Annotated in this window: 10 protein-coding genes and 2 pseudogenes; 9 read left to right on the plus strand and 3 right to left on the minus strand. The window is 67.7% G+C overall.

The genetic code is table 11. The features are described from left to right. Positions 1–51: 51 nt before the first annotated feature. Together OG936_RS35160 and OG936_RS35165 are read right to left on the minus strand one after the other, a co-directional pair. Positions 52–555, minus strand: a complete 504-nt coding sequence (locus OG936_RS35160; RefSeq protein ID WP_406499864.1) for an HIT family protein — start codon at positions 553–555, stop codon at positions 52–54. Positions 556–561: 6 nt separating this feature from the next. Next, positions 562–885, minus strand: a complete 324-nt coding sequence (locus tag OG936_RS35165) for an NUDIX domain-containing protein (protein ID WP_406499865.1) — start codon at positions 883–885, stop codon at positions 562–564. A 49-nt stretch (positions 886–934) separates the two neighbouring features. On the opposite strand from OG936_RS35165, the gene OG936_RS35170 reads away from it, so the two are divergent. The 9 genes and pseudogenes from OG936_RS35170 (at position 935) to OG936_RS35210 (ending at position 11489) form a co-directional block, all read left to right on the plus strand. Beyond that, on the plus strand, positions 935–2443 hold the full coding sequence (locus tag OG936_RS35170) for an integrase (protein ID WP_406499866.1): 1509 nt from the start codon (positions 935–937) through the stop codon (positions 2441–2443). 99 nt (positions 2444–2542) lie between these two features. Then, entirely contained in the window at positions 2543–3664 is a 1122-nt protein-coding gene (locus tag OG936_RS35175) for a tyrosine-type recombinase/integrase (RefSeq protein WP_406499867.1), read from the plus strand. Beyond that, positions 3664–4005, plus strand: a complete 342-nt coding sequence (locus OG936_RS35180; protein ID WP_406499868.1) for a helix-turn-helix domain-containing protein — start codon at positions 3664–3666, stop codon at positions 4003–4005. Before OG936_RS35175 ends, OG936_RS35180 begins: the two co-directional genes overlap by 1 nt. After that, positions 4002–6422, plus strand: a complete 2421-nt coding sequence (locus OG936_RS35185) for a site-specific integrase (protein ID WP_406499869.1) — start codon at positions 4002–4004, stop codon at positions 6420–6422. The genes OG936_RS35180 and OG936_RS35185 overlap by 4 nt, the downstream gene beginning before the upstream one ends. A gap of 34 nt (positions 6423–6456) precedes the next feature. Continuing rightward, a complete protein-coding gene (locus OG936_RS35190) occupies positions 6457–7137 on the plus strand; it encodes a hypothetical protein (protein ID WP_406499870.1) in 681 nt (226 codons plus the stop codon). A 199-nt stretch (positions 7138–7336) separates the two neighbouring features. Next, positions 7337–7471: a hypothetical protein gene (locus tag OG936_RS35195; RefSeq protein ID WP_406499871.1), complete on the plus strand. Its 135-nt coding sequence runs from the start codon at positions 7337–7339 to the stop codon at positions 7469–7471. Next, a complete protein-coding gene (locus tag OG936_RS35200; RefSeq protein WP_406499872.1) occupies positions 7468–9351 on the plus strand; it encodes a hypothetical protein in 1884 nt (627 codons plus the stop codon). Before OG936_RS35195 ends, OG936_RS35200 begins: the two co-directional genes overlap by 4 nt. Positions 9352–9525: 174 nt before the next feature. Further along, positions 9526–9957: a hypothetical protein gene (locus tag OG936_RS35205; protein WP_406499873.1), complete on the plus strand. Its 432-nt coding sequence runs from the start codon at positions 9526–9528 to the stop codon at positions 9955–9957. Positions 9958–9983: 26 nt separating this feature from the next. Next, positions 9984–11489 (plus strand): annotated as a pseudogene (locus tag OG936_RS35210) (ISKra4 family transposase). A 22-nt stretch (positions 11490–11511) separates the two neighbouring features. On the opposite strand, the pseudogene OG936_RS35215 reads toward OG936_RS35210, so the two are convergent. Beyond that, positions 11512–13485 (minus strand): annotated as a pseudogene (locus OG936_RS35215) (peptidoglycan recognition protein); the annotation flags it as partial. Positions 13486–13738: the final 253 nt, after the last annotated feature.

Genomic DNA, 13738 nt, shown 5'->3' on the forward strand with positions numbered 1-13738 from the left:
CACGGGCGCCTGTCTTCTCCGGGCGGCTGGCCGCCGTGGTGTGCGCCCGGTTCATGCTGCTCCTCTGAGCAGCCGTCGCAGGGCTTCGGCATCGCGCTGGAGCAGAGCCTCGTCCTGGCGGCCGTGGTCGAGCAGGGCGAAGGACGTCGGCCCGCCCGGAGCCGGGTCCCGGGACGCTTCACGGCGCGCTACCAGATGCCAGTGTGCGTGCGGGATCGCGTTGCCGAGCAGCAGGTAGTTCATCTTCAGCACCGGCTGGTAGTGATCTGCGATCGTGCGGCGCACGGCGAGGGCGTCGCGCCAGAAGGCGGCCGCTTCCCTTTCCGACATCTCAGTGGGTTCGGCGACGTGTCGTGCGGTGAAGATCACGACGGCGTAGCCCCGGACTTGGCCGGAGCGCCACAGGAAGGAGTGGGCCACCTTGCCGCGGTGCAGTAGCGGTCCCCAGCCGATGTCGTCGGCCTGCCAGTCGTTGGTGCACATCGGACAGCCGTGCCCGGCGCGGTGTGCGGGGAAGCGTTCGGGCCAGGAAGCGGCCGGCTGTGGAGTCGCCATCGGTGCTCACCAGCCCATCTCGGTGTAGAGGCTGCCTGCGCCGATGGCCTCGATGGCCGCTCGGGTGTACGGCACGACTTCGGCCGGGAGATCCTTCGGGTTCCACCAGCGCCATTCCACGCACCGGTCGGGCTCCAGGACCTGCGGAACACCGGACCAGGATCGGGCTCGGAAGACGAGCCCGATCCTGGGACGCGCGGACGGCGAGTCGACGAGGTGGACCAGGTGCACGAGTTCCATGTCGGTTGGCTCGATGATCAGGCCGGCCTCTTCCTCGGATTCTCGTACCAGGCAGCCGATCGCGGCTTCTCGCTCGCAGTGTCCGGCCATTCTCTAGGCTCCTCTGAGTTGTCGGTTCAGGCTGTCTCAGGAGGGGCTCGTGAACGTACTGGAGCACTGGAGTGTGGACTTCTATGACTTCACCGTCCCACCCCTACCCACAGATGATCCTGACGTTCTGAGGTTCGGTGATCTGCTCGCCCGAGCGGCCCGCAACGGCGCACGCCACGGGACCCCTGTGATCATCTCTCCGTCAGGTCGGCCGGACCCTCGCATCAACCTGTTCTTCCGTACGGGGCGGATGGCGGCACACGAAGCGAGCACCTGGCGTCGGTATGCATACGCGCTGATCGTGTGGCTGGACTTCCTGGATGCCATCGGCAGTTCGTGGGACTGCGCGAGCGTACGCGATGTCGAAGCGTTCAAGGACTGGCGAATCACGGACCTGCGCAATGATGAACGAATCCGGCCGACTTCGTTCGATACAGATCGCGCTGCCTTGAACTCCTTTTACACCTGGGCGAGTTCGCGTTACGGAGTGTTCAACCCGGTGCCGACCGTCCAGGCGGACGACTCGGACGAAGCTGGCTGGAAGCCGGGACCGAGCTACACGCAGCAGCGCCGGGATCCGCTGCGGCCGGCGGGCTCGAGGCGCCGCCAAGTGAAGTGGTTGCTGCGGGCTGCCCTGGAGCAGTGGCGGAACATCGGCCTGCGCGGGTTCGACTTCAATGGTCTGCGCCGGGACGGATGGCGGGGGTTCAACGAGGACCGGGACTGCGCCTTCGTCGACGGCCTCTACGGCACGGGCCTGCGAGTTCGGGAGTGGGCCAGCGTCCTGGACGTTGAACTCCCCGCTTCAGGCGCAGAGCGGATGGGGGAGGCGTGGCTGGCGGCGAAGTGCATCAAGGGCGGTGAAGAGGGCCGGAAATACTGGATCCCGCGACGCGTACTGCAGTCGGTGGAAGGCTACGTGGATCCCTTGGAGGGCTCCCGGACGGAGGCGATCCGCCGCGCACAGAGGCGGGGCCGATACGACCGGCTGCGGGGCGTGCGGATTGTCACCGGCCACAACCCCCGGACCGGTGAGCTCTACGTCGAGGGCAGCAGTGGGACGGCAACGCTGGCCTTGGACGTGCTGTCGCCGGACGAGCGCCGCATGCTCTTCCGCCGGACCCCCGGTGGGCTGGAGCCGCTCTGCCTGTGGCTGTCGGTGAGCGGGCTGCCGAAGAAGGTTCACAGCTGGGAGGACACCTTCGACGATGCGAATAAGCGTATCGCGGTAGCGTATGTGCGCAGAGCCGATCCGGATGGGCGCCTGTCTGAGGAGGAGCGCGAGCGGATCCGTGGCGAATGCCCGCTGTGGGCAACGGCCCATATGTGCCGGCACTCTTTCGCCCTGAAATGGTTCTCGATCCTGTCCTTGCTGGAAGAGCGGCGGCTGGAAGGGTTCACCGCGGAGGAGATGGAGGATTTCCGAGATCAACTGGGAGATATTTGGCTACAGTTGGCGATCTTGCTCGGCCATAAACACCCGGACACCACCCGGGAGCACTACCTGAACCCTCAGAGGGCGAGAAACCGCAGGTCGCGAGGTCAGGGCAGGGCCTGACGAGGACTCCATCCTCCTGCAACCTGGCGGCCTGAGCTGGGAGTTTGGCGATCAGATCCCATCTGATGCAGGATTTGCCCTCTGAAGGGGAGGGCGAAAGTGGGTCTACAGCGACGTGCCGACCTGGCGGGGGCGGCTCATCTGGAGCTGGTCTCCGGGGTGGCCCAGCTGCGTCCGCAGGACGCGATGGCCGAGGCGATGGTGCGGGGCTGGCGGGCCCAACAGGCCGCTCGTGGGCTCCGCGAGGACACGGTCACCGCCCGGGAACGGCTCGTACGCCGGTTCCTTGAGTACACCAACGAATATCCGTGGGCCTGGGCGCCCGGCCACGTGGACGAGTGGTCACTGTGGCTGACCAGCGAGAAGCACCTCGAGCCGTCCACGATCCGCAGCTATCAGGGCAGTCTGCGCCTGTTCAGCGAGTTCTTGATCGACGGTCGTTACGGCTGGGCGGTGGCCTGCGAGGACGCGTTCGGTACTCACCCGGTGGCCATCTGCCATGAGTGGAACACCATCGCCCACCTCAACGACTACGAGGGGCGCCCCGAGGCGAGGCCGTTCACCCGCGAGGAGATCCAGCGCTTCCTCGACTACGCCGACGACCAGGTCGAACGGGCGGTCCGGGCCAAGCGCAAGGGAGCCCTCGCCGCCTACCGGGATGCCACGCTCTTCAAGGTCATTTATGGGTGGGGACTTCGCCGGACCGAGGCATCGAAGCTGGATGTGGTGGACTTCGGGCGGAACGCGAAGGCTCCGCAGTTCGGCCGGTACGGCACCCTCAATGTCCGCTACGGCAAAGCGAAGAAGGGCCAGCCACCGCGTCGTCGGAACGTGTTGTCGGTGATGGACTGGGCGGTGGACGCGGTCGCCGACTACGTGGAGAACGTACGGCCGCGGTTCGGCTGCGAGGACCACCCCGCGTTGTGGGTGACCGAGCGGGGCGGCCGGGTCAAGCCGGCGGAGATCAATGCCCGGTTCGTCGCCTACCGCGACGCGCTGAAGCTCCCGAAGGCGCTGACGGTCCATTCCGCTCGCCACGCCTACGTCACCCACCTCACGGAGGACGGGGTTGACCGGCGGTTTCTGCAGCAGCAAGTCGGTCACGAGAATGACAGCTCCACCGCCATCTACACCCACGTCAGCGACGACTTCATGAACACGATGCTCCACAAGGCACTTGCTCCCGCGCTCGCCCCGATCCTCACAGACAAGGACCGCTGATGGCCGCGAAGCTCGACTACCACTGGCACCTGCGCAAGGTCATGGCCGACCGCGGGCTCTTCTCCACCACCGACCTCATCCCGCTACTGGACGCACGCGGCATCACCCTGTCGTCCAGCCAGGTCTACCGGCTCGTCGTCGAGCGCCCCGAACGACTCAGCCTGAAGATCCTCATGGCCCTGCTCGACATCCTCAACTGCACCATGAACGACCTCATCGAGCCCACCGCCGCAGCAGGTGCCGGAACAACTGCCCGGACAAAGAAGGCCGTTGGCGCCGAGGCAGGCGTCGGTGACCTGCGACCCAAGCGAGCCCGCATCCGCGGTCTCGAGCGGCCGTGACCACACCCGGGCACCCCGATCGGGCCGTCACCGACCCGATCGGGCTCATCGTGGACCTGGTCGCGGCCGTCGAACATCACCTGGAGCCTGACCGGATCCGTGCCGCGGTCGCCAGCGTCGCGGGCGGCCGCTCGAAGTCACGCCGCCTCGCGGCACATCTCGCCGAGCATCCCCGCGTGCTGAACGACGGTTGCTCGCCGGCGCCCAGGGCCGTCGGCGACCTGCTCATCGCCCTGCGTGAGGCCGGAGCCCAGGCCATCTCGCCGCCGTGTTGCGCCGAATGCGGCAGGCAGATGCGAACTCTCCAGCGCCGCGGCCAGGACTGGTACTGCTGGAATTGCGGGCCTCAGCCGGAGCCGTGTGCTGCCTGCGGAAACGCCCGCCGGGTCGCTTCACGCGACCGGGCCGGGCGGCCACGATGCGGCAAGTGCCCGGACACCGACGGACGCGACCCCGTCGCAGTGATCGGCGCCCTGATCGCTGAACTGGACCCGCAGGCCCGACGGGAGACGATCGCCGACGCGGTCCGTCGATCGGCGCCTCGTCCCTCCTACCAGCAGAAACTCGCCTGGGCCCTGGAATCCCACCCAGCCCTGCTGACCGGGGACGGTCACCTCGCACCCCACCGCGCGATCCTCAAACTGATCGACCTGCTGCACGAGGCCGACGTCACCGGGATCGTCCGGCCGTCCTGCCCCGGCTGCCACAGAGTCGTACGCATCGACAAGCCCCTCGATGGACAGCGGGTCTGCCGCATGTGCATCTCCCACTCCCGCATTGAGGAGTGCTCGGGATGCGGAGCCCGCCGAGAGCCCGCCACCCGCGACGCCCAAGGCCAGCCAATGTGTCCGAACTGCCTGGTCAGCGACCCAGCGAACCTGGAGACCTGCATCAACTGCGGCCGACGAAAGGTCGTGAACACCCGCACGCCGGACGGCCCGCTCTGCTCGGGCTGCCCCTCCTTGCCCACTGCAACTTGCAGTATCTGCGGCGAGGAGAAGCCCTGCGGCACCTCCCGCACCACGGGCCAGCCGCGGTGCCTGGACTGCCAGCGTCGCTCAGCGCCGTGCTCGGCCTGCGGCGGCGTCGCGGCGGTCGTCTCCGGCACTCCCGACCAGCCCCTTTGCCTGGGCTGCACCGCGACTGAGGTCTGGCACACCTGCCCCACCTGCAGCGATCCCGATTACCCGCACCCCGGCCAGTGCGCTCGTTGTCTCATCAATCGGCGCCTCAACGAGCTCCTGGGCCCTCCGTCCGATGCCCTCCACCCCGGTCTCGAAACCCTGCGAAACGACATCGCCACCGCCGAGCACCCCATCACCGCCAGGCGGTGGCTGAACAAGCCGTCCGTGTCTCCGGTCCTGGCCGACCTCGCGGCCGGCAGACGAGCCCTGACTCACGAGGCCCTCGACGAGTTGCCCGACAGCCCGCCCCTCGCCCACCTCCGCCAAGTCCTCGTCGGCGTCGGTGCCCTGCCCGAGCGGGACGAGTACATGGTCCGCCTCGAACGTTTCCTCACCGGCCTTCTCGCATCCCAGCCGGACCCCGAACAACGCAAAGTTCTGCACCGGTACGCGATCTGGCATCTGGTCCGGCGGCTTCGCCGACGCAACAACGGCCGCCCCATCACCCCGCAGCAGTTCAACTCCGCACGTCAACGCACCCACGCGGCCGTCGCCTTCCTGAACTGGCTGACAGCCCACGACCTCACCCTGGCTACCTGCCGACAAGCCGACCTCGACCGCTGGCTCACCGACGACTCCGCCACCTATCGCCACACGGCCGGACACTTCATCCGCTGGGCCCACACCAACAAGCTCACCACCGTCCACGTCCCCGCAGTCCGCTGGAACGGCCCCACTCAGCCACTCGACGACGAACACCGCTGGCACGTCGCCCGCCAGCTCCTGCACGACGACACCCTCAAGCCCGAAGACCGCCTCGCCGGGCTGCTGCTCCTCCTCTACGCCCAAGGAGCCTCAGCGATCCACCGGTTGACCACCGAGGACATCGAGGTCGGCGCCCAGGCAGTACGTCTCCACCTCGGCGATGCACCCGTCCAGCTGCCCGAGCCCGTCGCCGCACTGGCCCGCACCGTCGCCGCGAACCGCAAGGGCCACGCGACCATCGGCGCCCTGGCCCCCTCACCCTGGCTCTTCCCCGGTGGCCAGCCCGGACGCCCGATCAGCACCACACAGCTGACCCAGCGGCTGACCCAGCTCGGGATCCGGCCCAACCAGGCCCGCAGCACCGCACTCTTCCAGCTCGCCGCCGAGATCCCCGCCGCGATCCTCGCCCGCACGCTGGGCATCCACACCGACGTCGCCGTCGCCTGGCAGCGGCTCTCCGCAGGCGACTGGGCCACCTACGCCGCCGACGTCAGCCAGCGGCCAATCAGGACAGATCAACGACACTAACGTCGTGTGACGAAGCCATTCAGACAGGAGAAGGATGCGATACGAAGCGGCTGCCGACACCGCAGCGCTGCGTGAACAGCTGCGGCATGTCTACTGGATCGGTGGCGGAAGTGGTGCAGGCAAGTCGACGATTGCTCGGCGCTTGGCGGATCAGTACAGGTGGCACCTCTACGCGACCGACGACGTGATGTCGGAGCACGCGCGCCGGACCACACCCAAAGAGGCCCCGTTCCTGCACCAGTTCATGGCCATGGATATGGACGAGCGCTGGGTGAACCGGTCTCCGGACACCATGCTTGAGACCTTCCACTGGTTTCGTGGTGAGGGCTTTGGACTGATCGTCGAAGATCTCCTTCGTCTACCACCGGAACCTTGTGTCATCGTCGAGGGCTTCCGGCTGTTGCCACACCTCGTGAAGCCGCTACTTGCCGTGTCCAGTCAGGCGGTTTGGCTCCTCCCCACACCCGAGTTCCGCCAGACCGCGATCCAGAGTCGGGCCACGCCCGGAGAAGGGTTCATTTGGAAGACCAGTGATCCAGAGCGAGCCGGCCGCAACATCGCGGAACGCGATCATGCCTTCGTGAAGCATCTCTATGAGGAAACGAAGCGTCTCGAACTGCATGCCATCGAGGCTGACACCACGATGACCGAAGACGATCTGGCCAAGCGAGTGACCGAAGCGTTCTTGGGTCGTCGCTCAACGCCTCAGGGATGAGAGGCAGATCACCCAGTCCCCAGGAACGGGGCACGACGCGGTCGCCCACAACCAAGCGCGGGACTTCCAGGAGGGAACCATTGATCGCGTCCTGCCGCGATCGCCGACAGGGACACCCTCCCATTTCACAGCCACCACCAGGGCATTCGGACAGTTCCAATACCCGACGTCACCATTAGAGCCCTTCACGGGGCTGCAGTTGTCCTACCTGATGTCGCTGCTCGATGAGGACGAACAGGCCGGCGTCGACTCCCTGGTCCGCATCTTCGCCCGGCACGGCGGCTCCACCATCATGCCCGTTGCCGCGGCAACCGGTCCAGGAGGCGCCCTATGAGCGGGCGCCGGCGAGGCGGCCGACGAGCAGCCCAGCCACCCCTGGACTGGCAGCCTCCCGAGCGGTTGCCTGCCGATGGGGATCAGACCACGGTGGTCTTCTACGAGGAGCAGAGCGGGAAGAGTCACATCCTTGACTTCTCTTCCTTCCCGGCGCCGCTCGCGATGCAGCAGTGGATGGCCGTGTTGCTGGCGGCCCGGTGCGGTGCGCGCGGTGGAAGTAAACGCCTGGCTACGGCGAAGAGATACCACTGGATACTGCACCGCTTCACGGTGGTGCTGTCGGAGGCCGGCCGTGTGCCGGCGACGCCGGGCGAACTGGCACCCGAGCACTTCCAGATATTCCGGGACCGGTACGAGGACCATCCGACGAGCTTGCGGGTACATCTGCAAGCCCTTCGGCGGCTCATGCGCAAGCGCGAAGACCTGACGGACGAAGCCCTCCATGCTCTCCTGCGCACACGGCTTCCCGCCGCCACGACGGCGGCGCAGGTCATGGCGTACAGCGACCACGAGTGGCAGCAGATCATGACGGCGCTGCGTCGCGATGTCCGTATCAGCCGGGACCGCATCCGTGCGGGAGTACGCCTGCTGGCCCGCTTCCGGGACGGCGAGCTCATACCGGGCAGCAGGGAGGAAGCCCTGGGAAGAATGCTGGAGGAGTTCGCCACAACGGGGGATCTGCCCCGGAATGAATTCGGCGCCCTGCGGGCCGAGGTGGCCCGGCTCGGCGGCGCCACGGCCATCAGCAGCATGCTGAGCCTCACCCGCGACGAGTCGACGGCCTTCGCGATGCTGCTGAGCGCGCTGACCGGGGAGAACTTCGGCACCGTCAAGACGTGGCCGGCTCTGCACGCCCGGCCCGACGGCGGCGTGGCGACGCAGACAGTGGCCTTGGTCGAGGAGACCAAACCACGCCGCGGCCCCGACCGCGAGCACATGGTCGCCGCACTCGAGGACCTCCCTGCCTCCCTGCGCGAGCTGGCCGAATCCGAGGACACTGAGCCCCGGCTGTTCCACTCGCCGCTGAGGATGTACCAGCTGCTGCTGGAACTGACCGAGACCGCTCGCCACCTGAGCGGAGAGACCTGCGCGTTCATCAGCTACAGCCCCAAGCGGCGTTCCGCCGTCGGCAGGGACATGTGGAACACCCAGGTGCACGTGAAGCACTGGAGCCAGACGCGGGGCTTCCCCTCTATGCGCAAAGCGGTTGCCGGAGGGCCGCCCGCCGTACAGGTGAGGCGGATCCGCCAGAGTGCGCTGGAACTGAAGCGGCGCCCGGTCGCCCACAGCCGCGAAACGTTGCGGGACCACTACCTCAATCGCAGCCGCACCGTGCAGGAGCAGAGCCGCACCGTAGTCGGCAAGGCACTGCGCGAACAGGTCGCGAAGGCACGCACGGCAATGGAAGTCCCGGTTTTCACACCGGACTTCATCGAGCGCGCGGCACAGGACCCGGAAGCGGCAGCGGCTGAGGCCGGGCTCGACCCGGAAGTTCTGAAGGGACTGTTGGCCGGGGAGCAGGACACGGTGCTGACCGGATGCGTCGATCACTTGTCCGGGCCCGACACGCCGCCGGGGACACCGTGCACAGCCTCGTTCTTCGTATGCCTTGGGTGCGAAAACGCCCGTGCTCTCCCACACCAGTTGCCCGTTCAGATCATTGTCCGCGACCGACTTCTCGCCACACGCCCCAACTCCGATCCCACAACCTGGCGCGCGAAATACCAAGCGGCTACCGACCGGCTCGAGGACATCCTGCGTCACTACACCCCTGCCGAACGCGAGCAGGCCCGCGCCAAGCTGAGCGACGGGCAAAGCGAACTGGTCGACGACCTACTGAGCGGAAGGCTGGATCTCCGATGGGTGCAGATCTTGTGAGGGCGCCTCGTTGGGGTGATTCGCAGGGGTTTGCGATGTGACGGTGCGGGGCGGTCTCTACTGTCGGCGAGGTGAGCCCGCCGTGGGTGCGGGCGCCGGGTGGGGGCGGGTGGTGTGGTGCCGTCGTTGATGGCCGCGTTGGATGCCAGGGGGAGTGCGTGCCGGTCCAGGGCTGTGGAGTTGCGTGAGCGGATCGCGGGGCTTACTGATGAGTTGTCCCGGGTGGAGGCCGAGCTGTCGCGGTTGCAGATCACGCGGGAGACGGTGAAGCAGGTGCTGGCTGACGGTCCGCGGGCGGCGGTCGCGGATGATGCGCCGGGGCCGGTGGCGTCCGGGCCGGTCGATGTGGCCGCGGCGCTGCTGGCGGCGGAGGCCGCGGGCGATGTGACGGTGATGTCGCCGGACTACCAGCGGATTATCGCGCTGTTCGCCACGTCCGGATCGGCATGGCGGTGCAAGGACGTGTGCGTGGAGTTGGGGTTGGAGACCGAGGCCCGTCACGTGGAGGGTATGCGTTCGAAGCTCAAGCGCCTGGTGGAGCGGGGGATCTTGTCCGAGACCGGGCCGGGGTTGTTCAAGGTCGACGGACGGAAGTTGGGCTGGTGAGCGCGGTGCAGGGAGCCGGTGGCGGTCTGACGGCGGCCGAGACCGCGTTCGCCGCCTCGCGCGGCCTGTTCGAGCAGGTGGCCACGGATCTGGCCGCCCCGGACGCCGCCGCGTTGACGCATTCGGCACTGGAGGACCTGCTCGCGGCACGGATGCGCGAGGTGACCCGGCAGTTGTTCCAGGACCATCTGGACCTGCGCGCGGTCCGCGAGCGGCGGGCCGGGCAGGTGGTCGATGCGGCCGGGGTCGAACGCACCCGGATCGAGCGGGGCCGTGCCCGGATCCTGGCTACGGTGTTCGGGAAGGTCACCGCGAGGCGGATCGCCTACCGGGCCACCGGTGCGGCGGATCTGCATCTGGCCGATGCCGCGTTGAACATGCCGGCCGCGATGCACAGCCTGGGACTGGCCAAGCTTGCCGCGACCGAGGCCGCCCGCGGCTCCTTCGCCGAGGCGTTCGACCGGGTCAACGTGCTGACCGGTGCCGGGATCGGCCACCGGCAGGTCCAGGAACTCGCCGTGGCCGCGGCCTGCGACATCGACGCCTTCTACCAGGCCCTGGTCCCCGAACCGTGCACCGACGCCACGCTGCTGGTCCTGTCCACCGACGGCAAGGGCGTGGTGATAAGGCCCGAGGCGCTGCGCGAGGCCACAGCGAAAGCCGCCGCGGCCAAGAACGGCAACAAGATGGCGACCAGGCTCGCGCCCGGGGAGAAACACGGCCGCAAGCGCATGGCCACCCTGGGCACCGTCTACGACACCGAGCCGACCCCGCGCACCGTCGACGACATCATCGCCGACCCCGCCAATCCCGCCGACGCCGAGAAGGAACGCCACCCCGGGCCCAAAGCCAGGTCCAAGTGGCTGTGCGGCTCGGTGAACGACACCGCCGAACAAGTCATCGCTGCGGTATTCGACCAAGCCGAAGCCCGCGACCCCGCCCACCGCCGGACCTGGGTCGTCCTGGTCGACGGCGCCCGCCACCAACTCGACCTCATCCAAGCCGAGGCCGGACGCCGGAACGTCACCGTGCACATCCTCATCGACATCATCCACGTGCTCGAATACCTGTGGGACGCCGCGCACTGCCTGCACCCGGCCGGCGACCGCGCAGCCGAAGCCTGGGTCACCGGCCACGCACGCACCATCCTGGCCGGAGGCGCCGAGCAGACCGCGGCCTCGATCACCGCGGCCACTGACAACGCCGGGCTCAGGCCCGGCTCGCGCAAGGGCATCGACAACGCCGTCGGCTACCTGAAGAACAAGGCCCCCTACCTGCGCTACAACACCGCGCTGAACGAAGGCTTCCCGATCGCCACCGGGATCATCGAGGGGGCGTGCCGGCACCTGGTCAAAGACCGCCTCGATATCACCGGCGCCCGCTAGGGCCTCTCCGGCGCCGAAGCCGTCCTGAAACTCCGCGCCCTGCGCAGCAACGGCGACTTCGACACCTACTGGTCCTGGCATGAAGAGCAGGAATTCACCCGCAACCACCAGGCCCGCTACCGCGACACGCTCATACCGACGCCTTGATCGCCAGAACCCTCAATAGATCTGCACCCTTCTTGGATGAGCTGGAGTATGACTTGCCGCCCAGGTAGCTGGAGGATGACTTTGTCGTCCAGGTGCCGGACTTGATGGCTGCGGTCTCCTGGAGGATTACCTGTGTGGCGGTGACCGAGGCCGGGGCGGTGTTGCCCGCGTAGTCGTAGGCCGTCATGTTCCAGGTCCTGGCTGTGCCGGATGGGGCGGTGTGCGATGAGCTGGCCGTGGCCGGTCCGTAGGTCTTGGCCACCGGTGCGGTCAGCCGGACTTCCTTGAGCGCGGCACTGTCGGCTGCCTTCCAGCTCAGCGTCATGGGCACTGCTGTGGTGTTCACCGTGCCGGTGCGCAAGGCCAGGGCAGGCTTGGCGGTGAAGGAGGGAGCGGTCGTCTCTGCGATCACGGTCACGGCTGAGCTTGTCGATGTCTTGCCGGAGACGTGAGTGGCGCGCACGGCCACGGTGTGGGTGCCGATGGCGAGCTTCGCTTTCGCCGAGGTGGCCGTGCCCGCGGCAGTCGCGACGGGCTTGCCGTCGATGAGCAGTTCGTTTTGCTTGATCAGCGCAGTCGGCGTGCTGGCCGACCAATTCACGGTGATGTCGGCCTTGGTGTAGTACTTCGTCCCGGACAGGCCGGCGCCGGTGACGGACTTGACCGCGAGCCCTGAGACGGGGCCCGATGCCCAGGTGCGGATGGTGGCCAGCTGGCTGCAGAACGCGTTGCCCGGGCACTGGGTGTTGTACCCATCGCGGTGGCCGTGGATGACGGGGAAGGACAGCTGAGCGCCCTTGGCCCAGCTCTTGCGGAAGTAGTTGGTGCCCGCGTCTCCGGCGGTCAGCGTGGTGGTGCCGCCGGGATTCACGCCGTACTGGCCTAGCTTCCACGCGGCGATCCGTGCGACAGAGGTCATCGCAGCCTGGGAGGGGGCGGCGTCGGTGTAGGTACCGAGGACGGAGATGCCCGTGGTTTCGGCGTTGAAGCCGTAGGCGTGGGCACCCTGGACCGGCTTGTCCACGCCACCCTTGCGGCCTTCGTAGATGGTGCCGCACTTGTCGACGAGGAAGTTGTAGCCGACGTCTTTCCAGCCCAGTTGCTTGACGTGGTAGGCGTAGATGCCGCGGACCACCGCCGGTGCCTGATCGCAGGTGTAGGTGTTGGACTCGGCGGTGTGGTGCACCACTACCGCTTTGATCTTGCCTCCCGGCAGATAGCCCGGCGCCTCCGGGCTGATCGACTCATCCGCCCCCCAGTCGGCGCGGGACGTGATGGGAGGGCGTGGAGTGGTGGGCGGCGGAGTCGCCGGGGCGGTAGCAGTCGGGCTCGGGCTCGCCGTCATGGACGGAAATGGAGAGAGGGCCGGCGCAGTGGTTGGCGTGGTGAATTCGGTCGGCGGCTCGCTGACTGGCGGCTGGACGGGCGGCTCCTGGCTGGAGGATGTCTCCGGCTCCACCGTGGCATCCTGCTCCGGCCCAGCGGAGTCCGACGGAGAGGGTGTCGGCTCGCCGGTCTATTCGACGGCGAACGCAGCGGGCTTCATGGCACTCGCACCGCCGGGGCCGGGATCGACCATGTCCAGGCGCAGTCCGCTGGGCAGTCCGGCAGACGTCTGTCCACCTGCGTTCACCCGGGCCTCGACCGCGTTGGAGGGGCCGACTCACGCCGACTCAGTGCCACCCCGGGCCGCGCCGTTCTCCCCCTGCCCGCTGTCACCGTCCAGCCGAAGCCACTGTGACCACTGCCCGGTCTTCACGTCGCGGGTACGGACCTCGACGTTGCCCGTGATGCGGGCGCCCGGGTCCGTCCACGTCATGCCCAGCATGCTGAACGGCTTCACGTCATGACGGCCCAGTGACGCGGCGCTCCCGTCCTGATTGGTAAGCAACTGTTGGGAGTACGCCTTGGCTTTAACCGGCTCCGGCTTTGCGTCTGTGCCGTTAGGCCCGTCCGCGCCGCCGGTCGCCCCCTGAAAGATCAGCACGCCGGTCAACCCGGTTACCACGGCCGCGGCCGTGCCCCATATCCGATGCCGCTTCACGCAGCCCCGCCCCTCGTTCCGTCACCCTGCCAGCAGCGCCTACTCCGGCTTCTCCGGACGCACAGGCTCGCCAGAAGGTACACCGCCAGCTGCCAACATCCGCACAATAGGAGCAAAATTGAGGTGTCATTCAACAGAACCTGGGTAGGCGGCCAGATTTGGGGCGAGGTAGTGGCCGATGTCACATGGCGGCCCTCCGTCGCGC

Source organism: Streptomyces sp. NBC_00846 (assembly GCF_045207325.1).
GTDB lineage: Bacteria > Actinomycetota > Actinomycetes > Streptomycetales > Streptomycetaceae > Streptomyces.

Coding starts and splice junctions, on each gene's coding strand:
- OG936_RS35200 (WP_406499872.1), top strand. CDS start 7,468: ATGAGCGGGCGCCGGCGAGGCGGCCGACGAGCAGCCCAGCCACCCCTG.
- OG936_RS35160 (WP_406499864.1), bottom strand. CDS start 555: ATGGCGACTCCACAGCCGGCCGCTTCCTGGCCCGAACGCTTCCCCGCA.
- OG936_RS35165 (WP_406499865.1), bottom strand. CDS start 885: ATGGCCGGACACTGCGAGCGAGAAGCCGCGATCGGCTGCCTGGTACGA.
- OG936_RS35190 (WP_406499870.1), top strand. CDS start 6,457: ATGCGATACGAAGCGGCTGCCGACACCGCAGCGCTGCGTGAACAGCTG.
- OG936_RS35180 (WP_406499868.1), top strand. CDS start 3,664: ATGGCCGCGAAGCTCGACTACCACTGGCACCTGCGCAAGGTCATGGCC.